The sequence below is a fragment of the Mesorhizobium sp. WSM1293 genome, from assembly GCF_000513875.1.
In the GTDB taxonomy this organism is placed as follows: Bacteria; Pseudomonadota; Alphaproteobacteria; order Rhizobiales; family Rhizobiaceae; genus Mesorhizobium; species Mesorhizobium ciceri.
Window position 1 is genome coordinate 109,223 of sequence record NZ_AZUV01000008.1, and the last position, 18,718, is coordinate 127,940.

Below are 18,718 nucleotides of genomic sequence, written 5' to 3' on the forward strand. Positions count from 1 at the left end.
GACGGGCTGCTGGCGCGGAACCCGCAAGGTTCCGCGCCTTTTTCTTGCCGCCTTATTGCTTGGTGCAGGTCGATGCGGTGAAGGCGCCGTCGGGTTGCTTCATGATGATGTCGAAGGAGGGCACGGTTTCGCCGTCCAGCGTCGCCTGGGTCAGCGACAGCGAGTTGCCGCCGGCGGTGTAGCCGCCCAGTGGTCCCAGCCAGGAAATCACGCCGTTCGCATCCATTTGGTAGTTGTACCCTTGCTGAGCGGGGCCGAAGACGCCGAGGCTGGTGTAGACAGGGCCGCTGTAGACGTTCCCCTTGATGGTGATGTCGCCGAGGCTGAGGAACATGCCAAGCAGGTACACTTCGCAATGATAGGTGCCGTCAGGCATCTTGCCATCGCTGAAATCGGCTCGCGCGGCTCCGGTTGCTGCGGCCAGAAGCAGTATGCCGATGAAAAAGCGTGAAATCCCTGAAATCATGACGTCGCTCGTTTGAAGAGCGAGCTTGCCCTATTTTTGCACCGCGCCGCAACATCGGTCGCCCAAGGCGCCGCTATTCAGATCAAAATCTAGGCAGTCTGGGAGAATGAGCGAAAATTAGGCAAAAACTGTGTAAGCTGCGCAAATTTCCCTCAATCGATTTCTGGCCGGCTCTCTTTGTTTTGGAAGCCCCTATATTCCAAGCTGCTGATATCTATGAACTATTTGCACCCTTTCAGGATCGCTGGAGCGGTTGGCATGGGGGTTGCATTGTAGTGTTGCGGTGCAATCAACTAGCTTGGGAGTCCGTAATATGAGGGGTAATTTCTCGACAATAACAAAAATGTTTTCGGCTGGTGCGGTCGCCGCCGGCCTGTTGATGTCGGCTCCGGCCAAGGCCGCCGACGACACGATCAAGGTCGGCATTCTTCATTCGCTCTCGGGGACCATGGCGATTTCGGAGACGACACTGAAGGACGCCATGCTGATGCTCATCGACGAGCAGAACGCCAAGGGCGGCCTGCTCGGCAAGAAGCTCGAGGCGGTGGTCGTCGATCCGGCTTCCAACTGGCCGCTGTTTGCCGAAAAGGCGCGCGAACTGATCTCCAAGGACAAGGTTGCGGCGGTGTTCGGCTGCTGGACCTCGGTGTCGCGCAAATCGGTGCTGCCGGTGTTCTCCGAACTCGACAACATCCTGTTCTATCCGGTCCAGTATGAGGGCGAGGAGAGCGAGCGCAACGTGTTCTACACGGGGGCGGCGCCGAACCAGCAGGCGATCCCGGCGGTCGACTATCTGATGAGCGAGGACGGCGGTTCGGTTAAGCGCTGGGTGCTGGAAGGCACCGACTACGTCTATCCGCGCACCACCAACAAGATCCTCGAGGCCTATCTGAAGGCCAAGGGCGTGGCGGCTGAAGACATCATGGTCAATTACACGCCGTTCGGCTTCTCCGACTGGCAGACCGAGGTTTCGGCGATCAAGAAGTTCGGTTCGGCCGGCAAGAAGACCGCCGTCGTCTCGACCGTCAACGGCGACGCCAACGTGCCGTTCTACAAGGAACTCGGCAACCAGGGCATCAAGGCCGAGGACATTCCGGTCATGGCCTTCTCGGTCGGCGAGGAAGAGCTTGCAGGTCTCGACACCGCGCCGCTGGTCGGCCATCTCGCCGCCTGGAACTATTTCGAGAGCATCGATACGCCCGAGAACAAGAAGTTCATCGCCGACTGGCACAAGTTCATCAAGAACGACAAGCGCACCACCAACGACCCGATGGAGGCCCATTATATCGGCTTCAACATGTGGGTGAAGGCGGTCGAGAAGGCCGGCACCACCGATCCGGACAAGGTCATCGACGCCATGATCGGCGTGTCGGTGCCGAACCTGACCGGCGGCTATTCGACGATGATGCCGAACCACCACATCACCAAGCCGGTGCTGATCGGCGAAATCCAGGCCGACGGCCAGTTCGAGACCGTGTCGCGCACGCCGGGCCTGGTGATGGGCGACGAATGGTCCGACTATCTGCCTGATTCCAAGGACCTGATCTCGGATTGGCGCGCGCCTCTGTCCTGCGGCAACTTTAATGTTGCCACCGGCAAGTGCGGTGGCAAGGGCACGAACTGATCCCTCCCAGGGCTGACCCAGTCAGACCGCGCGCGTCCGGACGGCTTCCTCCGCCGTCCGGACGCCCACTTCAACCTTCAGGGGTTACCAGAAACCGATGACCTTAATCCGCACGGGTTTGATGCTGTTGTTCCTGCTGGCGACACTGTCGTCATCGGGCGCTGGCGAAACCGATCTGCGCGGCATGATCGCCAAATTCGCCACGGCCAAGGGCTTTTCCGAGATCGGAGCCGTCGTCCACGAACTGGCAGCCGCCGGCGACCCGGCGGTGGAGCGGCCGCTTGCGGCACTTGCCGACGGCAACCTCTATGTCCGCAAGGCCGATTCCCTGGTGTTTGTCGGCAAGGAAGCGGGCGAGAGCGTCCAGCTTTCCGACCCGTTGAGCGGGGAGGCATCGGGTGAGGCGGCCAAGGACGGCATCACCAAGATCAAGGTCAACAACACGCTGCGTCGCGTCATCCGCGATGCGTTGGGCACGCTGACGCTCGGCGCCAAGGATCCGGCTGTCCGCATCGCCGCCGCCGACACCATGTTCAAGACACCTGACGCCGCAAATATCGCCCCCCTCGATACGGCGATCGCCGGTGAGGCCGTGGCCAGCGTCAAGGCTCTGCTCGAACAGGCCCGTGCCGCGTCAGTTCTTGTCTCGGATCGGCCCGAAGGCGACAAGCTCGCCGCCATCGCGCTTATCGGGGCACGGGGCGATCGCGATGCTGTTTCGCTGCTCACTTCGGTCGTGGCGAATTCCACCGACGCGGTTAGGCAAGCGGCGACAGCCGCGATCGCCAACATCAATTCGACGCTGGCCTTCTGGGACGCCGGGCAGAACGTCTGGTACGGCATCTCGCTGGGCTCGGTGCTGCTGCTGGCGGCAATCGGCCTCGCCATCACGTTCGGCGTCATGGGCGTCATCAACATGGCGCATGGCGAGATGGTCATGCTTGGCGCCTACACGACCTTCGTCGTCCAGCAGGTGATCCGTACATCCTTCCCGGACCTGTTCGACTGGTCGCTGGTCATCGCACTGCCGCTCGCGTTTCTCGTCGCGGCCCTGGTTGGCCTGATCATCGAGCGCGGTGTCATCCGCTTCCTCTATGGCCGGCCGCTTGAAACGCTGCTGGCGACATGGGGCGTCTCGCTGATCCTGCAACAGGCCGTGCGCTCAATCTTCGGGCCGACCAACCAGGAGGTCGGCAACCCATCCTGGATGTCGGGCTCGTTCAATCTCGGGCAACTTGCGATCACCTGGAACCGCCTGTGGATCCTGTTTTTCGCGCTCGCTGTCTTCGGCATCCTGCTCTACGTGATGAAGCGCACACCCTGGGGCCTGCAGATGCGCGCCGTCACCGCCAACCGGCGCATGGCTGCCTCGATGGGCATCAGGACGCCGTGGGTCGACGCGCTGACCTTCGCGCTCGGCTCCGGCATTGCCGGCATTGCCGGCGTCGCGCTGAGCCAGATCGACAACGTCTCGCCCAATCTCGGCCGCGGGTACATCATCGACAGCTTCATGGTCGTTGTCTTCGGCGGCGTCGGTAATCTGTGGGGCACGCTGGTCGGCGCCTTCTCGCTCGGCATCGTCAACAAGTTCCTCGAGCCTTATGCGGGCGCGGTGCTCGGCAAGATCGTCGTGCTGGTGCTGATCATCCTGTTCATCCAGAAACGCCCGCGCGGCCTGTTCGCGCTCAAGGGGAGGGCGGTGGAAGCATGATCACGGGACGCTTCTTTGCCGCCGGCGCGGACCGCCGCATCGCCATTACGATCTCCATCCTGCTGGCGGTGGCCGTCATCGTGCCGTTGCTCAACCTTGCGGTGTCTCCTACCAGCGCCTTCTACATCCCATCCTACATCGTCGCGCTGACCGGCAAATATCTCTGCTATGCGCTGCTTGCCTTGGCGCTCGACCTGGTCTGGGGCTATTGCGGCATCCTTTCGCTCGGCCACGGCGCCTTCTTCGCGCTCGGCGGCTATGCAATGGGCATGTATCTGATGCGCCAGATCGGCTCGCGCGGCGTCTATGGCAATCCCGTCTTGCCCGACTTCATGGTGTTCCTGAACTACAAGGAACTGCCATGGTTCTGGTATGGCTTCGACCATTTCTGGTTCGCCGGCCTCATGGTGCTCGCGGTGCCTGGCCTGCTGGCTTTCGTCTTCGGCTGGTTCGCCTTCCGCAGCCGCGTCACCGGCGTTTATCTCTCCATCATTACCCAGGCGATGACGTATGCGCTGCTGCTTGCCTTTTTCCGCAACGACATGGGTTTCGGCGGCAACAACGGCCTGACCGATTTCAAGGATATTCTGGGCTTCAACGTGCAGGCCGACGCGACGCGCTCGGCGCTGTTTGCCGCCAGCGCGGTGATGCTGGCACTTGCCGTCTTCGTCACCTGGGCGATCGTCGGCTCAAAATACGGCAAGCTCTTGATGGCGGTACGCGATGCCGAGAGCCGCACGCGCTTTCTCGGCTGGCGGGCGGAGAACGTGAAACTGTTCGCCTTCACCGTCTCGGCCGTCATGGCCGGCATAGCCGGTGCGCTCTACGTGCCGCAGGTCGGCATCATCAATCCGGGTGAATTCGAGCCGGCCAATTCGATTGAAGTCGTCGTCTGGGCGGCTGTCGGCGGGCGCGGCACCATTGTCGGGCCGATCATCGGTGCGTTGCTGGTCAATGCCGGAAAATCCTGGTTCACCGGTGTGCTGCCGGAGTTCTGGCTGTTTGCACTGGGTGGGCTGTTCGTTGCCGTCACGCTTTTGCTGCCCAAGGGCATCATCGGCATGTGGGACAGCTGGCGCGGCAACGCCAAGGCGTTGCGAGCTGCTTCGATTGCCGAGGAAGCCGGCACCGATGCCGATGTCTCGCCGCCGGCGAAAATCGTTCGCAGTGAAGCAAGAAAGCCAGGTGACTGGTCCGCCAGCAACCCCGAACCACAGCCGGCGGAGTGAGCGACCATGTCAAAGTCGAACACGATCCTTTATCTCGACGGCGTCTCGGTCTCCTTCGACGGCTTTCGCGCCATCAACAATCTGTCGCTGGTGCTCGACAAGGGCGAGATGCGCGCCATCATCGGCCCCAACGGCGCCGGCAAGACGACGATGATGGACATCGTCACCGGCAAGACGCGGCCCGACGAGGGCGAAGTGTTCTTCGACGGCCAAGTCGATCTGACCAAGCACGACGAGGCCGAGATCGCCATGATGGGCATTGGCCGTAAATTTCAGAAGCCGACCGTCTTCGAAAGCCACACGATCGAGGAAAACCTGATGCTGGCGCTGAAGGGTCCTCGCTCGATCTTCCCGGCGCTGTTTCACCGCCGCTCGGCCGCCGAGACGCGGCAGATCGATGACATCCTCGGCATCATCCGGCTTGGCGACAAGCGTGACGAACTGGCGGCCAATCTCAGCCATGGGCAAAAGCAGTGGCTGGAGATCGGCATGCTCTTGGCGCAGGACCCGAAACTGCTTCTGGTTGACGAGCCGGTCGCCGGCATGACCGATGCCGAGACCGAGGAAACCGCGCGGCTGCTCAAGGATATCGCCCGCGACCATTCGGTCATCGTCGTCGAGCACGACATGCATTTCGTGCGCGAGCTCGGCGTCAAGGTCACCTGCCTGCACGAGGGCTCGGTGCTCTCGGAAGGCACACTCGATTTCGTGTCGGCCGACGAGCGTGTCGTCGAAGTCTATCTGGGGAGATGAGCATGGTCTGGCGGGTTCAGTTCCATCACTTCGATCTGTCGTTTCTCAGGTTCTGGAGACGGCGCTGACATGCTCGAAGTTTCCAATGCCACGCTGCACTACGGCGCCGCCCAGGCGCTGCGCGGCGTATCGCTGAAGGCGGGCGCCGGCAAGATCACCTGCGTGCTCGGCCGCAACGGCGTCGGCAAGACCAGTTTGATGAGATCGATCGTCGGCCACCACCGGCTGACGAGCGGAAGCGTTGCCTTCGAGGGGAAGGCGCTCGACCGGAGCGCGGCGTATGACCGCGCCCGGTCGGGCATCGCATTCGTACCGCAGGGCAGGGAGGTCTTTCCGCTGCTCACCGTGCGGGAGAACCTGGAATCAGGCTTTGCGCCGCTGAGGCGAGCCGACCGCAACATTCCGGCGCATGTCTTCGAATTGTTCCCTGTGCTGAAGCAGATGCTCGGCCGTCGCGGCGGCGATCTTTCCGGCGGCCAGCAGCAACAGCTCGCCATCGGGCGGGCGCTGGTGATGCGGCCGAAACTGCTCGTGCTCGATGAACCGACCGAGGGCATACAGCCGTCGATCATTAAGGACATCGGCCGCGCCATCCGCTATCTGCGCGACCAGGCGGGCATCGCCGTGCTTTTGGTCGAACAATATCTCGATTTCTGCCGCGAGCTCGCCGACGAGGTCAACATCATGGACCGGGGCGTGATCGTCCATACCGGCCCGGCTGAAGATTTGGACCGGGCTGATGTGCGGAAGTTCCTTACCGTCTAGAATTGGCGGTGAACTTCAGTTGGCGATCCGAAGTTCTTGCCAAGTCCAATATTTCTCCATCCGATCACCTGCGTCTCTGGCACGCTCAATATCGCGTGCTAGTCTTTTCCATGGCTTTGTGAGTCGGCCGCTTCCGTATCAGTCTGGTTATCGCAGATCGAGGACCACGGCCAATGCCGGGCAAGTTTCACGCAAGCAAGGCTGCCTAGCTTCCCTCCTGCGATCTCTGTCGTTCAAACGCGTTTGGGCACACAGGCTAAAGGACAGCCATGGAACGTTACGTCGAGGATTACCAGAAGCGGCGGCTTACCGAACGCGTCGACATCATCGCTGCCATCAATATCTTGAGATCACAGGGCTGCGACTACGACGATCTGATCGAGGAGATCACCAAGGTCTTCTATGTCGATCTCGATACCTTCAATGAGATTGTCATGGCGGCCTAGGAGCCGCATTCGTCTCCCCACGATCAGAGGCCGGTGTTGCGCGATTAGCTTGCGCGCCTGAACGGAGACGCGGTGACGCGGTTACGGCCTCCGCGCTTGGCGTCGTAGAGCGCCTTGTCGGCGGCGTTGAGCACCTTGTCGAAGCCGAGGCCTTCCTTGGTGCCGAAAGCAAATCCGGCACTGACGGTGCATATCAGCGAGCCTGTCTCGGTTTCGATGCGGTGCGCGGCGAAAGCTGCCCGTATGGCCTCGGCGGTGGCCTCCACCGTTTCGGGCAAGGTCCGCTTCAGCACCAGCGCGAACTCCTCGCCGCCCATGCGCGCGGCGACGTCGACCGGGCGGCGATTGCTGGCGAGTTCCCGTGCAAACACCCTCAGCACTTCATCACCGGCGGCGTGGCCGAATTCGTCGTTGATGGCCTTGAAGTTGTCGAGATCGAAGACGACCACCGCCGTGAAGGCGCCGACCGGCGCATCGCCGTGCAGGTCGAACAGGGCGCGGCGGTTGAGCAGGCCGGTCAGCGGGTCGGTCAGGGCATTGTGGCGGTGATGCCGGGCCAAGCGTCCCTGATTCAGGGCCAGGGAAAGCGCTCCAATCCCGGTCATGCTGGCGATGACGATGATGAGGCTCAGTTCCTCGGCCCAGTTGCTTGGCGCATGTCCAAGGACCAGCTTTCCATCCAAGGCTAAAACCATGGCGCAGAGAGCGAAGGATGCGGCCGTGGCAGAATAGAGCGCGGTGATACCGATCGTCAGGGCAGGGGCTTCGTCGCGGCCCTTCCAGTATTCGACCGCCGTTGCGAACAGAAGCAAGGCGGCGAAGGCATTTTCGAACATGAAGCCCAGCCCGTCATAGCCTAGAGCCATGGGAGGCAACGTCACGGCCAGCGAAATGGCGCTGCCAAGTACAGTTCGGGGCACTGGCGAGCCGCCGGTTCTGAACTGGTAGGCCGCGCCTAGCATTGTCGAGAAACCGAGCAGGAGGAAAGCCAGCGTGGCGATGCCCAGCAGGCGCCCGGGCATGTCGATATAGGTGTCATAGACAAAAATATCGCCGACCACGAACACCAGGCTGATCGCCCATGTCAGCAGGAATTTCTCCGAGCGAGCGGTCAGCCACATGCCGAACAATGTCAGGCTCAGGCAGGCCGCGGAAAAACCGACAGCCAGGAGAAGTGAAGTGTAGTCGAGCGACATGCCCCTCGTTCCTTGCCGGCGGCGATTCCAGCTCTGCGACTTGGCCTGACTGGGTTCATGCAGCAAGGAGGTATCGATAAGGTTACGACAGCGGTGAAGATGCCGTAATTCCTTGGGTTATTGGGTCAGGGGATCAGCACCGACAATAGCAGAATGACGCCGACCGCCATCATCAGCAGACCCGGCCAATTCTGTGACAGGCCGAGGAAGCCTAATCCGCGCCGTCGCGGCTCAAGCGTCGGGCCGGACGTTGCGAGATTCGGCATCGGGCGGTCCGAAGCTGCGGGCGTCGGATCACTGAGCTTCCCGCGTCTGAGAACGGCGTCCGCCATGTACACAACGCCGGCGATAGTGAGCAACGCCCCGATGAGGATGATCGCCATCTTTCCTCGCTTTCTTCCGGTTCGCCTGATGCCAGCATTCCGCCGGTTGGGCGCGCCTGGCCTCTGGTCTTCGGCGAACAGCGAACCTATCGCGTCCACGCGAGGCACTCGCCCGGTCGCCGCTAGTGAAGCAAAAACGGTCAACCTGCCCTGCAGGTTCCGGCAGGAGTTGCCGGACCGGACCCGAGAGTGCGAAATTCGACGCTTAAACGGAAGGTTAGCGCCGCAGGCTCGCCGCTCTAATCCGCCACGCGCTTCATCAGCGCCATCGCTCCGAACGGCGCGCGCACTTTGCCCTCGGTGATGAAGTAGACGAACACGTCGCGCGGCTTGACCGGCGCATCGGTGGCGGGGTCGGCGCGCCGCAGGTCGGCCGGCTGCTTGCCTTGCGCCCAGGTCTTTACCCGCGCGGCCCATTCATCGAGGCCTTTCGGCGTATAGCAGTCGGGATTGTCATCGCTGCCGGTCTGCAGTCGGGCGTAGACGAAATCGGCGGTGATGTCGGCGATATCAGGATATTTGGCATGGTCGGCGTAGACGATCGCGGCCTTGTATTTTCGGGCAAGTGCTGCGAATTCCGGCACGACAAAACTGTCGTTGCGGACTTCGAGCGCATGGCGCAGCGCAACGCCGTCCTGCTTTTCCGGGAGCAGCTTCAGGAAGGCTTCGAAATCGTCCGGATCGAATTTCTTGGTCGGTGCGAACTGCCACAGGATCGGCCCGAGCTTTTCGCCGAGCGCCGCCACGCCGGAGCCAAGAAAGCGCATCATCGATTCGCCGGCCTCGCCCAGCACGCGCCGGTTGGTGACGAAGCGGTTGCCCTTCAGCGAATAGACAAAGCCGTCCGGCGCCTCGCTGGCCCATTTGACGAAGGTCGGCTCCTTGAAGCTGGAATAGTAAGTGCCGTTGACCTCGATGCTCGGCACCTGGCGAGTGGCGTAGTTCAACTGCTTGGCCTTGGAAAGCTTGTCGGGATAGAAGGACGTATCCCAGGGTTCGAAGGTCCAGCCGCCCATGCCGGCGCGGATTGTTCCCGATGTGGTCATTGTCATCCTCCCAATGCAGAAAAAGATCAGGCCGCGGTGATCTGATCGACGGTTTTGGCCATGTCGACGAGCACCATCCTGGCCGGTAGGGATTGGGCCGGCGACCCGTTTCGTGGAAACCATAGGCAAGATAGAGCGCAATGTTCCGCTCCATCCTGGCGTTGGTGTAGAGCCGCACTTCTGGCAGACCCCAGAGATGGGTCTGCTCATCCGCGTGTTTCAGCAGCGCAATGCCGAAGCCCTTGCCTTGAAAGTCGGGGGAGACCGCGACGGAGAAGATCATCGCGTGGTCGTCATGTCGCCCCAGCGTGATCAGCCCGGCAAGCTCGCCGCCACTTTCCAGCAACCAGACCTCGCCGCGCGCGATGCGCGGCGCATAGTCCTCGGTGACCGGGATCGGCGGCGCGCCGAACAGCGCGATGTAAGGCGCATAGGCCGCTTCCGTCAGCGAGACGACGGTTTGGAGATCACCGGCAAGCGCTCTTCTGATTGTCATTCAAAAGCTCTCCAGGCGCCAACCGGTCGATCACTCCGCCGCTTCGCGTTTGCCTCCGGGACGTCGCTCCAGAAGCTCCTTGAGGAACTGGCCGGTGTAGCTGCGCTTTTCGCGCACGATGGCTTCCGGCGTGCCGGAGGCGACCAGTTCGCCGCCGCCGTCGCCGCCTTCGGGGCCGAGGTCGAGCACCCAGTCCGCGGTTTTTATCACTTCGAGATTGTGCTCGATGACCACCACCGTGTTGCCCTGGTCTACCAGTTCGTGCAGCACTTCCAGCAGTTTGGCAACGTCGTGGAAATGCAGGCCAGTGGTCGGCTCATCCAGGATGTAGAGCGTCTTGCCGGTCGCCTTGCGCGACAGTTCCTTGGCGAGCTTGATGCGCTGCGCCTCGCCGCCGGACAGCGTTGTCGCCTGCTGGCCGATATGGATGTAGCCGAGGCCGACCTGCTTCAGCGTGTCGAGCTTGTCGCGCACGCCGGGCACGGCGGCGAAGAAATCGACGCCTTCCTCGACCGTCATGTCGAGCACGTCGGCGATCGACTTGCCCTTGAACAGGACATCGAGCGTCTCTCTGTTATAGCGCTTGCCGTGACAGACGTCGCAGGTGACGTAGACGTCGGGCAGGAAGTGCATCTCGATCTTGATGACGCCGTCGCCCTGGCAGGCCTCGCAGCGGCCGCCCTTGACGTTGAACGAGAAGCGTCCCGGCTGATAGCCGCGCGCCTTGGCCTCCGGCAGGCCAGCGAACCAGTCGCGGATCGGCGTGAAGGCGCCGGTATAGGTGGCCGGGTTTGAACGCGGTGTGCGGCCGATCGGCGACTGGTCGATGTCGATGACTTTGTCGAGGAATTCGAGGCCCTCGATGCGGTCGTGGTCGGCCGGATGTTCGCGCGAGCCCATGATGCGTCTCGAGGCGGCCTTGAACAGCGTCTCGATCAGGAAGGTCGACTTGCCGCCGCCGGACACGCCAGTGACGGCGGTGAAGGTGCCGAGCGGGATTTCGGCGGTGACGTTCTTCAGATTGTTGCCGCGCGCGCCGACGATCTTGATGCGGCGGTTCTTCTTCGCTTCCCGCCGCACGCCGGGCGTCGCCACTTCGAGCGCGCCCGACAGATATTTGCCGGTGATCGAATTGGGATTGGCCATGACCTGCTGCGGCGTGCCCTGGGCGATGATCTCGCCGCCATGGATGCCTGCGGCCGGGCCCATGTCGACGACATAGTCGGCATGCAGGATGGCGTCCTCGTCATGCTCGACGACGATCACCGTGTTGCCGATGTCGCGCAGGTGCTTCAGCGTATCGAGCAGGCGCGCATTGTCGCGCTGGTGCAGGCCGATCGACGGCTCGTCCAGCACATAGAGCACGCCGGTCAGGCCGGAGCCGATCTGCGATGCCAGCCGGATGCGCTGGCTCTCGCCGCCCGACAGCGTGCCGGAATTGCGCGACAGCGTCAGATAGTCGAGCCCGACATCGTTGAGGAAGCGCAGCCGTTCACGGATTTCCTTGAGCACACGCACCGCGATTTCGTTCTGCTTGTCGTTGAGCGACGCGGGCAGGTCGGTGAACCACTGGTCGGCCTTGCGGATGGAAAGCTCGGTGACTTCGCCGATGTGCCTGCCGGCGATCTTCACCGCCAGCGACTCGGGCTTCAGCCGATAGCCCTTGCAGACCGGGCAGGGTGTGGCCGACATGAAGCGCTCGATCTCCTCGCGCATCCAGGCGGATTCGGTCTCTTTCCAGCGCCGCTCGAGATTGGGGATGACGCCTTCGAAAGTCTTCGTCGTCTTGTAGGAGCGCAGGCCGTCATCATACTGGAAGGTGATCTCGCGCTCGCCGGTGCCGCGCAGGACGGCTTCCTTGGCCTCTTCGGTTAGATCCTTGAACTTGTCGCCGAGCTTGAAGCCATAGGCCTTGCCCAATGCCTCCAGCGTCTGCGCGTAATAGGGCGAGGTCGACTTCGCCCACGGGCTGACGGCGCCGTCGCGCAGCGAGATGTTTTCATCCGGCACGATCAGATTGCCGTCGATGGCGCGCTGGCTGCCGAGACCGTCGCAGGTCGGGCAGGCGCCGAACGGGTTGTTGAACGAGAACAGCCGCGGTTCGATTTCCGGAATGGTGAAGCCGGAGACCGGGCAAGCGAACTTTTCCGAGAACAGGATGCGCTCATGCGTCTCGTTCTTCGACTTGTTGACCGAATCCTCGCCGGTCTGGCTGGAATCGAGCGGCTTGTCGGCGAATTCGGCGACCGCCAGCCCATCGGCCAGCTTCAGCGCCGTTTCTATGGAATCGGCAAGCCGCGTCGCGAGATCGCCGCGCACGACGATGCGGTCGACGACGACATCGAGGTCATGCTTGTACTTCTTGTCCAGCGCCGGCACGTCGGCGATCTCATAGAAGACGCCGTCGACCTTGACGCGCTGAAAGCCCTTCTTCTGCAGTTCCAGCAATTCCTTGCGGTATTCGCCTTTGCGGCCGCGCACCATCGGCGCCAGGATGAACAGGCGCGTGCCTTCCTCGATCGCCAGCACGCGGTCGACCATCTGCGAAACCGTCTGGCTCTCGATCGGCAGGCCGGTGGCCGGCGAATAGGGGATGCCGACGCGCGCAAAAAGCAGGCGCATGTAATCGTAGATCTCGGTGACGGTGCCGACCGTCGAACGCGGGTTCTTCGATGTGGTCTTCTGCTCGATGGAAATGGCAGGCGACAGGCCGTCGATCTGGTCGACGTCAGGCTTCTGCATCATTTCGAGGAATTGCCGCGCGTAGGCCGACAGGCTTTCGACGTAGCGGCGCTGGCCCTCGGCATAGATCGTGTCGAAGGCAAGCGATGACTTGCCGGACCCCGACAGGCCGGTCATGACAATCAGGCTGTCACGCGGCAGGTCGAGATCGACATTCTTCAGATTGTGTTCGCGCGCCCCGCGAATGGAAAGATATTTATGGTCGGCCATAGCCGGTCGCCGCCTCAGAATCTGGAATTTCCTGGAATGGCGGGTTTTCCCGGCCATCCCCTATGTAGGTAGTTTTGCCGCCACGTCGAGAGACGCCACAATTCCCGACAAAAGCGTTTAAGCGTCTTTCGCGTGAACGGGCAAGCGGAAAGAACAAAGGCCGAACACGCTCCTGACAAAGCTGTGCAAAAACTGACTTGTACGTAACCTCCCGGCGATCACGTTTTTCGGTAACCGGCTATTGATGGTTGACGCGGGCAACCCAGGAGCGCAGTCTCCGGAAGTCAACGAAGCCGGCCGTCTTTCGATGGCCTCGCCGCCCAAAGGCGGCCTGCGAGACGCCGCAGGCATTTGCGATTTGTGCTTCGAATTGACAACAATCGCAACGGACAGAGGAGCGGAGCTATGACGCCACCGGATCGTCCCCTAGGGTTCCAGTTGTCACTGGAGCCGCGGCAGGCATAAGTGCCAGGGTTTAGCGTCTGCGCCACCCGGCAAACCGTGACCTGCCATATCCCCTAAAAATCAGAGACTGCTAGTCGGATCGTCGGCCGAACGCCGCGGTGCATCCGAAATCAAACGCCGGCAGTACACTCCCGGCAAAGTTGGATTTGAGATCCAGAAGGCCCCGTCCGTTTGCCCAAGGCACGGCGGGGCCGTTTTATGTGGGGAACGCTCATTTCCGCGCGCACTCAGTGACGCGTCCGCGCGCACTCAGTGACGCGGCGGCCCGATCGAGCCGGCGCCGACATCGACGGTGATGCTGCCGGAAATCCTGACATCCGTATCGCCGATCTTGAATGTGCCGTTCTCGCCGGCCGGCAGCGCATCGTCCGGCTCGGGAGCCGGCTTGGCGATGCGGTAGTCGCCGGTCACGCCGGGCAGGGCGCTTTTTTGCGTCGACGGCGAACTGTCCTCTGCAAGAGCCGCGCCGCCCACGAGGCTGGCAACAGCGAGCACCATGACGGCGATGACGGGACGCAGTGGTCTGGAGGGATGAGTGTCGGTCATCCCAGGACTATAGTGGCGCGCCGCCGATGGAACCAGACCGGCATCGTCAAATCTTCGACAGCCGGCCGGACTCCGCTCCGGCCCTGGCTTACGCCGCCTTTTTGCGCGTGTCGAAAACATGGTCGACGATGCCCCATGCCTGCGCCTCGCGGGCGGTCATGAAGTGGTCGCGGTCCAGCGTGCGCTCGACCTCTTCATAGGTACGGCCGCAATGCTGCGCGTAGAGCTCGGTCATGTGCCGTTTCGTCCTGCCGATGCGCTCGGCATGGCGCTGGATGTCGGAGGCCTGGCCCTGGAACCCGCCCAGCGGCTGATGCAGCAGGATGGTGGCGTTCGGCAGGGAAATCCGGCGCCCCGGTGAGCCTGCCATCAGCAGGAACGAGCCCATCGAAGCGGCAAAGCCCATGCATACGGTCGACACCGGACAGCTGATATATTGCATCGTGTCGTAGATGGCGAAGCCGCTGGTCACCACGCCGCCCGGCGAGTTGATGTAGAGCGAGATCTCCTTGTCCGGATTGTCCGATTCCAGCGACAAAAGCTGCGCGCAGACCAGCGCCGAGATGTCGTCGTTGATCTCACCGTTGATGAAGATGATGCGCTCGCGCAGCAGCCGCGAAAAGATGTCGAAGGCGCGTTCGCCGCGGCTCGATTGCTCGATGACCATCGGCACCAGACTGGCAACACCGCTCATTTTTCTTCTCCGATTTTCTATTATGCCGCGCGCAGAAGGCGCGGTGCGTTCGCGGCGATGGGCTTTCCAATTGCGCGCAAACCGAGCGAAAGACGGCAGCCGGCGCCTGCCATGGCGATGGCAGGCATGGCCTTGCGCGCAAAGCCGTCATGGACGACACGCAGATGCGTGCCGCCGGAAACGGTCCGGGCAAGTGTGAAGGTGACGGTACTGTCGAGCGGATCCTGCCTGGCTGCGTCGCCCGGCTGCTCCCGCCAGGAATAGCGCAGCAACTTCTCGGGTTCGGCGTCGAGGATTTCGCATTCGATCGGCGCGCCCGTCCCGGCGAAGGCAAAACGGTTGCCGATCTCGGGTCTCATGTCGTTGGGCATCATCCAGGCGGCGAGCAATTCCGGCACGGTCAGGGCCCGCCAGACCTTTTCCGGCGGCTCGGCAAGGTCGTACTCGAACTCGAGCGCATCCGCGGCGTCGATTTGGCCCTCGTTGGTCGTTGATCCCGCCTTCTTCATTGATCCATGTCCTTCAAAACCGCCTTCAGCCTTTCGATGCGTTCCGGCCAGAAAGTGCGGTAGCGTTCGATCCAGGAGAGCAAGGGAGCGAGCCCCTGCGGATCGGCGCGGTAATAGGCGTTGCGGCCGGCTCGCCGCTCGACCACCAGGCCGGCGCCACGCAGCACCGCCAGATGCTGCGACACCGCGGGCTGCGACACCGTCATACCGGTGCGCAATTCCGACACGCTCATCTCGCCTGCGGCCAGCCGCTCAAAGACGGCGCGTCGCGTCGGGTCGGCCAGTGCACGAAAAATCTCTGCTTCGATCATGTCAAAAGCATAAGTGAATACTTATTGATTTGGCAAGCACTGTTTTACGAGATTGTCGGAAGCCAGCGTCTCACCATTCCGGCAGGCCCATCGAACGTGGCCTCGAAAATCGGCGACGCAAGGACGGCGTGGATGTGAAGCGTTCCAGTGCCGGCGTTCTTGAACCCGTGTTTCCTGTTCGCGGGGACAACGAGAGACTGGCCCGATGTCACGACTGTATGCTCATCGTCGATCCACATCTCAGCCTACCGGCGATAACGGTCAGCACTTCCTCCACGGGATGCCAATGCGTTGGAGCGCCGACCGTGGGCTCGACCCATTGCTCGAATATGCAAAGTTGCGATGCACCATTGCTGGCCGACACATGCATGCGTGTTTCCACACCTGCTCGCCATTGCTAGCGCTGCTGGTCCTCATGTGCGACAGACTTCATTTGATCGCCCCCGGTCAGATCCGATTTCATGGAAATTTCCGGCCGGGACACTACATCTTGCTGACAAACATTGACAGAACGTCATCTGCACCATAGAACGAACAGGGAACAAAAACCTTGTGGGTAAAGGCAGCCGCGGCAAGCGGCTGACGCCTGCAGCCTGTAAGGTGCTGCGACAAAAAAAATTGTTTCGGATGAGCGCGGAGAAATATCATGGCGGGTAGCGTCAACAAGGTCATTTTGGTCGGCAACCTCGGCGCGGATCCCGAAATCCGTCGCCTCAACTCGGGCGAGCCGGTCGTCAACATTCGCGTTGCGACGTCGGAAAGCTGGCGTGACAAGAATTCCGGCGAGCGCAAGGAAAAGACCGAATGGCACAACGTCGTCATCTTCAATGAGGGCATCGCCAAGGTGGCGGAGCAGTATTTGAAGAAGGGCATGAAGGTCTATGTCGAGGGCCAGTTGCAGACGCGCAAATGGCAGGACCAGACCGGCGCCGACAAGTACACGACGGAAGTCGTGCTGCAGAAATTCCGCGGTGAGCTGCAGATGCTAGACGCGCGCGGGCAGGGTGAAGGCGGCCAAGTCGGCGGCTATGCCGGTGGCGGCAGCAGCCGTGGTTCCGATTTCGGCCAGTCCAGCCCGAGCGAAGGCTTCAATCGCGGTGGTGGCGGTGCCAAGAGCGGCGGCGGTGGCGGTTCGTCGCGCGAACTGGACGACGAAATCCCGTTCTGATCGCAACAGCAGATGTTGTTTTTGGCTTAAGTCAAACATTGCGCCCCGAGAGTCCCTCATGGACTTTCGGGGTTTTGCATTGTCGAACTGAACGCCGACATGGCGATCAACGAAATATGGCGAAGGACGAGTTCGATGAAAGCACGCGTAAAATGGGTCGAGGAACGCACTTTCGTCGGCGAGTCCGGTAGCGGCCACAAACTGGTGCTGGGAACCGCGCCCGGACCGGAAGGCAGGACGCCGGGACCGAGCCCGATGGAGCTGGTGCTGATCGGCACCGGCGGCTGTTCGGCCTATGATGTCGTGCACATCCTCGAAAAGGGGCGCGAGGCGGTCGAGGACTGCGTGGTCGAGCTCGAGGCCGACCGGGCGGAAACCGAGCCAAGAATGTTCACCCGCATTCATATGCATTTCGTCGTCAAGGGCAGGCAACTCTCCAGCGACAAGGTGAAACGCGCGATCGACCTTTCGATCGAAAAATATTGCTCGGCCTCCGCGATGCTTGCCAAGACCGCCACGATTACCCACGATTTCGAGGTCGTCGACACAACGGCGAGATAGAGCCGGCTTTGAGATTCTCGCCGCGTCAGCCTGTCAGCCCGCTATCAGCGCCTTGATGCCGTCGGCGACGAATTGCACGGCCAGTGCTGCCAGGATGACGCCGAGCAGGCGGGTCAGGATCGAGCGGCCGGTCTGGCCGAGGATGCGGTCTATGCGTTCCGACAGCACGAACACCAGATAGGTGATGGCAAGGCAGACGAAGATGATGCCGACCAGCGCCGCCTGCGCCGCAAAGCCTTGAAAGGAACCTGAGAGCAGCACAGTTGCCGAAATGGCGCCGGGACCCGCGATCAGCGGGATTGCCAGCGGGAAGGCGGCGATGTTGTGGATCATGTCCTTGGTGATGGCGACGTCGCCGATCTTTTCCTTGCGGTCCTGCCGGCGCTCGAACACCATTTCGAAGGCGATGAAGAACAGCAGGAAACCGCCGGCGACGCGGAAGGCCGGCAGCGTGATGCCGAACACCGACAGGATCGAGGCGCCTGCAACCGCAAACAGCGCCATCACCAGGAAACCGATGATCGAGGCGCGGACGGAAACCTGCTGGCGCTCCTCGCGGTTCATGCCGCGCGTCACGGCGAGGAACAGCGGCGCCAGGCCGGGCGGATCGATGGTCACGAGAATGGTGACGAACGCGTTGAACAGGCTGTCGAAACTCGGCATCTCTGACCCTCCCGCCGGGCCGTGCCCGTACCAGGACAATTGGTAGAGCAAAGCCCGTTCGGTGGGAACTGTTCGTGAGAAAGTGGTTGATGCCGGCGGGACAGCGGAGGGCGCAAAGGGTCGCGACGCTTTTATTCCGGGCTGCTGCATTCTTCGGCGATCAAACCGCTCGGCGCGCCAGGAACTCGACCTCCAGCCGCCATGTCGCGCCATTGTCATGCGAGCGCTCGCCCAGCCATCGGAAGGCGTTTTCGGTGATGCGTGAAAAGCCCCAGCGTACTGAGCTGCCGGTGCCGTCGGTGCCCACTTGCACGATCGTGTCGCCCTCGGCGCGGCCGAGCTGGCGGCTGAAATACTGGTTGCGCGGGTCGCTCCAGAAGATGTGCCAGGCATCCGCGCCGGGATCATAGACGCGCAGCGTCGTGCCATAGAAAGTCCATTTGCCGAGCGAGGGCTGGGAACCAGTGTCCCGCGCGGGCAGGATCCAGACGTCCTGGATCGCCCGGCCTTCCAGCACCCAGCCGAAATGCACCTCGCCATGCCCTGTCAGCACCGTTCCGTCCTCGAGGTGGCGCGAGGCCTCGAAAGTCCAGGCGCCGACGAAGCGGCCGTAAAGGCTCAGTTTTTCGGCAAGGCCTTCGATCGGTCCGGGGCTATGCAGAGCATCGGCAAACGAAGATTGATCGAACATGGTTGTGGCCTCTTCTTGTCAGGAGACTGGGAGGGAATAGGCG

At 62.0% G+C, this 18,718-nt stretch carries 20 protein-coding genes and 1 pseudogene; 8 read left to right on the plus strand and 13 right to left on the minus strand.

From position 1 onward, the window contains the following. Window positions 1-52: 52 nt before the first annotated feature. Window positions 53-466 carry a hypothetical protein gene (locus tag M729_RS0110345; RefSeq protein ID WP_027161509.1) on the minus strand — a complete coding sequence of 138 codons (414 nt, stop codon included), beginning with the start codon at window positions 464-466 and terminating at the stop codon, window positions 53-55. A gap of 313 nt (window positions 467-779) precedes the next feature. On the opposite strand from M729_RS0110345, the gene urtA reads away from it, so the two are divergent. The 6 genes from urtA to M729_RS1000000137045 all read left to right on the plus strand — a co-directional run bounded on the left by urtA (window position 780) and on the right by M729_RS1000000137045 (window position 6,994). Then, window positions 780-2,090 carry an urea ABC transporter substrate-binding protein gene (urtA, locus tag M729_RS0110350; protein WP_013531849.1) on the plus strand — a complete coding sequence of 437 codons (1,311 nt, stop codon included), beginning with the start codon at window positions 780-782 and terminating at the stop codon, window positions 2,088-2,090. A 97-nt stretch (window positions 2,091-2,187) separates the two neighbouring features. Further along, window positions 2,188-3,801 (plus strand): urea ABC transporter permease subunit UrtB, encoded by a 1,614-nt coding sequence (urtB, locus tag M729_RS0110355; protein WP_027161510.1) that lies wholly within the window; start codon window positions 2,188-2,190, stop codon window positions 3,799-3,801. After that, the gene (gene urtC / locus M729_RS0110360) at window positions 3,798-5,030 is read left to right on the plus strand and encodes an urea ABC transporter permease subunit UrtC (protein WP_027161511.1); all 1,233 of its coding nucleotides are present in this window, start codon (window positions 3,798-3,800) and stop codon (window positions 5,028-5,030) included. Before urtB ends, urtC begins: the two co-directional genes overlap by 4 nt. Window positions 5,031-5,036: 6 nt before the next feature. Further along, window positions 5,037-5,783, plus strand: a complete 747-nt coding sequence (gene urtD / locus M729_RS0110365) for an urea ABC transporter ATP-binding protein UrtD (protein WP_013531846.1) — start codon at window positions 5,037-5,039, stop codon at window positions 5,781-5,783. A gap of 69 nt (window positions 5,784-5,852) precedes the next feature. Then, window positions 5,853-6,548, plus strand: a complete 696-nt coding sequence (gene urtE, locus M729_RS0110370; protein ID WP_013531845.1) for an urea ABC transporter ATP-binding subunit UrtE — start codon at window positions 5,853-5,855, stop codon at window positions 6,546-6,548. Between the two features lie 269 nt (window positions 6,549-6,817). Then, window positions 6,818-6,994: a hypothetical protein gene (locus M729_RS1000000137045; RefSeq protein WP_013531844.1), complete on the plus strand. Its 177-nt coding sequence runs from the start codon at window positions 6,818-6,820 to the stop codon at window positions 6,992-6,994. Window positions 6,995-7,038: 44 nt separating this feature from the next. Here the strand turns inward: M729_RS1000000137045 and M729_RS0110380 are convergent, their stop codons facing one another. From M729_RS0110380 to M729_RS1000000139195, 10 genes and pseudogenes are all read right to left on the minus strand, one after another. Next, window positions 7,039-8,190, minus strand: coding sequence for a GGDEF domain-containing protein (locus M729_RS0110380; RefSeq protein ID WP_027161512.1), 1,152 nt, complete (start codon window positions 8,188-8,190; stop codon window positions 7,039-7,041). A gap of 125 nt (window positions 8,191-8,315) precedes the next feature. Beyond that, window positions 8,316-8,573 carry a hypothetical protein gene (locus tag M729_RS0110385; RefSeq protein ID WP_027161513.1) on the minus strand — a complete coding sequence of 86 codons (258 nt, stop codon included), beginning with the start codon at window positions 8,571-8,573 and terminating at the stop codon, window positions 8,316-8,318. Between the two features lie 239 nt (window positions 8,574-8,812). After that, window positions 8,813-9,619 carry a DUF72 domain-containing protein gene (locus M729_RS0110390; protein ID WP_027161514.1) on the minus strand — a complete coding sequence of 269 codons (807 nt, stop codon included), beginning with the start codon at window positions 9,617-9,619 and terminating at the stop codon, window positions 8,813-8,815. Window positions 9,620-9,645: 26 nt separating this feature from the next. Further along, a pseudogene (locus M729_RS1000000137050) lies at window positions 9,646-10,115 on the minus strand (GNAT family N-acetyltransferase). A 30-nt stretch (window positions 10,116-10,145) separates the two neighbouring features. Then, entirely contained in the window at window positions 10,146-13,067 is a 2,922-nt protein-coding gene (gene uvrA / locus M729_RS0110395; RefSeq protein WP_027161515.1) for an excinuclease ABC subunit UvrA, read from the minus strand. Window positions 13,068-13,781: 714 nt separating this feature from the next. Beyond that, window positions 13,782-14,078 carry a hypothetical protein gene (locus M729_RS0110400; protein ID WP_027161516.1) on the minus strand — a complete coding sequence of 99 codons (297 nt, stop codon included), beginning with the start codon at window positions 14,076-14,078 and terminating at the stop codon, window positions 13,782-13,784. Between the two features lie 88 nt (window positions 14,079-14,166). After that, a complete protein-coding gene (locus M729_RS0110405) occupies window positions 14,167-14,772 on the minus strand; it encodes an ATP-dependent Clp protease proteolytic subunit (RefSeq protein WP_027161517.1) in 606 nt (201 codons plus the stop codon). Window positions 14,773-14,792: 20 nt separating this feature from the next. Then, the gene (locus tag M729_RS0110410; protein ID WP_027161518.1) at window positions 14,793-15,281 is read right to left on the minus strand and encodes an SRPBCC domain-containing protein; all 489 of its coding nucleotides are present in this window, start codon (window positions 15,279-15,281) and stop codon (window positions 14,793-14,795) included. Further along, window positions 15,278-15,592, minus strand: coding sequence for a metalloregulator ArsR/SmtB family transcription factor (locus tag M729_RS0110415; RefSeq protein ID WP_013531836.1), 315 nt, complete (start codon window positions 15,590-15,592; stop codon window positions 15,278-15,280). The genes M729_RS0110410 and M729_RS0110415 overlap by 4 nt, the downstream gene beginning before the upstream one ends. A 44-nt stretch (window positions 15,593-15,636) precedes the next feature. Next, entirely contained in the window at window positions 15,637-15,831 is a 195-nt protein-coding gene (locus tag M729_RS1000000139195) for a cupin domain-containing protein (RefSeq protein ID WP_245267552.1), read from the minus strand. 407 nt (window positions 15,832-16,238) lie between these two features. Between M729_RS1000000139195 and M729_RS0110425 the strand changes: the two genes are divergently transcribed. After that, entirely contained in the window at window positions 16,239-16,760 is a 522-nt protein-coding gene (locus M729_RS0110425) for a single-stranded DNA-binding protein (RefSeq protein ID WP_027161519.1), read from the plus strand. 135 nt (window positions 16,761-16,895) lie between these two features. Beyond that, window positions 16,896-17,321: an OsmC family protein gene (locus M729_RS0110430; RefSeq protein WP_027161520.1), complete on the plus strand. Its 426-nt coding sequence runs from the start codon at window positions 16,896-16,898 to the stop codon at window positions 17,319-17,321. 33 nt (window positions 17,322-17,354) lie between these two features. Here M729_RS0110430 and M729_RS0110435 read toward each other — a convergent pair whose 3' ends face one another. Further along, complete coding sequence (locus tag M729_RS0110435) at window positions 17,355-17,984, minus strand: MarC family protein (protein WP_013531832.1); 630 nt, start codon at window positions 17,982-17,984, stop codon at window positions 17,355-17,357. A gap of 160 nt (window positions 17,985-18,144) precedes the next feature. After that, a complete protein-coding gene (locus tag M729_RS0110440; RefSeq protein ID WP_027161521.1) occupies window positions 18,145-18,675 on the minus strand; it encodes a hypothetical protein in 531 nt (176 codons plus the stop codon). Window positions 18,676-18,718: the final 43 nt, after the last annotated feature.

Coding starts and splice junctions, on each gene's coding strand:
- M729_RS1000000137045 (WP_013531844.1), top strand. CDS start 6,818: ATGGAACGTTACGTCGAGGATTACCAGAAGCGGCGGCTTACCGAACGC.
- urtA (WP_013531849.1), top strand. CDS start 780: ATGAGGGGTAATTTCTCGACAATAACAAAAATGTTTTCGGCTGGTGCG.
- M729_RS0110385 (WP_027161513.1), bottom strand. CDS start 8,573: ATGGCGATCATCCTCATCGGGGCGTTGCTCACTATCGCCGGCGTTGTG.
- M729_RS0110390 (WP_027161514.1), bottom strand. CDS start 9,619: ATGACCACATCGGGAACAATCCGCGCCGGCATGGGCGGCTGGACCTTC.
- urtE (WP_013531845.1), top strand. CDS start 5,853: ATGCTCGAAGTTTCCAATGCCACGCTGCACTACGGCGCCGCCCAGGCG.
- M729_RS0110410 (WP_027161518.1), bottom strand. CDS start 15,281: ATGAAGAAGGCGGGATCAACGACCAACGAGGGCCAAATCGACGCCGCG.
- M729_RS0110380 (WP_027161512.1), bottom strand. CDS start 8,190: ATGTCGCTCGACTACACTTCACTTCTCCTGGCTGTCGGTTTTTCCGCG.
- M729_RS0110415 (WP_013531836.1), bottom strand. CDS start 15,592: ATGATCGAAGCAGAGATTTTTCGTGCACTGGCCGACCCGACGCGACGC.
- M729_RS0110405 (WP_027161517.1), bottom strand. CDS start 14,772: ATGAGCGGTGTTGCCAGTCTGGTGCCGATGGTCATCGAGCAATCGAGC.
- M729_RS0110440 (WP_027161521.1), bottom strand. CDS start 18,675: ATGTTCGATCAATCTTCGTTTGCCGATGCTCTGCATAGCCCCGGACCG.
- M729_RS0110425 (WP_027161519.1), top strand. CDS start 16,239: ATGGCGGGTAGCGTCAACAAGGTCATTTTGGTCGGCAACCTCGGCGCG.
- urtD (WP_013531846.1), top strand. CDS start 5,037: ATGTCAAAGTCGAACACGATCCTTTATCTCGACGGCGTCTCGGTCTCC.
- uvrA (WP_027161515.1), bottom strand. CDS start 13,067: ATGGCCGACCATAAATATCTTTCCATTCGCGGGGCGCGCGAACACAAT.
- M729_RS1000000139195 (WP_245267552.1), bottom strand. CDS start 15,831: ATGTGGATCGACGATGAGCATACAGTCGTGACATCGGGCCAGTCTCTC.
- M729_RS0110435 (WP_013531832.1), bottom strand. CDS start 17,984: ATGCCGAGTTTCGACAGCCTGTTCAACGCGTTCGTCACCATTCTCGTG.
- M729_RS0110345 (WP_027161509.1), bottom strand. CDS start 466: ATGATTTCAGGGATTTCACGCTTTTTCATCGGCATACTGCTTCTGGCC.
- urtB (WP_027161510.1), top strand. CDS start 2,188: ATGACCTTAATCCGCACGGGTTTGATGCTGTTGTTCCTGCTGGCGACA.
- urtC (WP_027161511.1), top strand. CDS start 3,798: ATGATCACGGGACGCTTCTTTGCCGCCGGCGCGGACCGCCGCATCGCC.
- M729_RS0110430 (WP_027161520.1), top strand. CDS start 16,896: ATGAAAGCACGCGTAAAATGGGTCGAGGAACGCACTTTCGTCGGCGAG.
- M729_RS0110400 (WP_027161516.1), bottom strand. CDS start 14,078: ATGACCGACACTCATCCCTCCAGACCACTGCGTCCCGTCATCGCCGTC.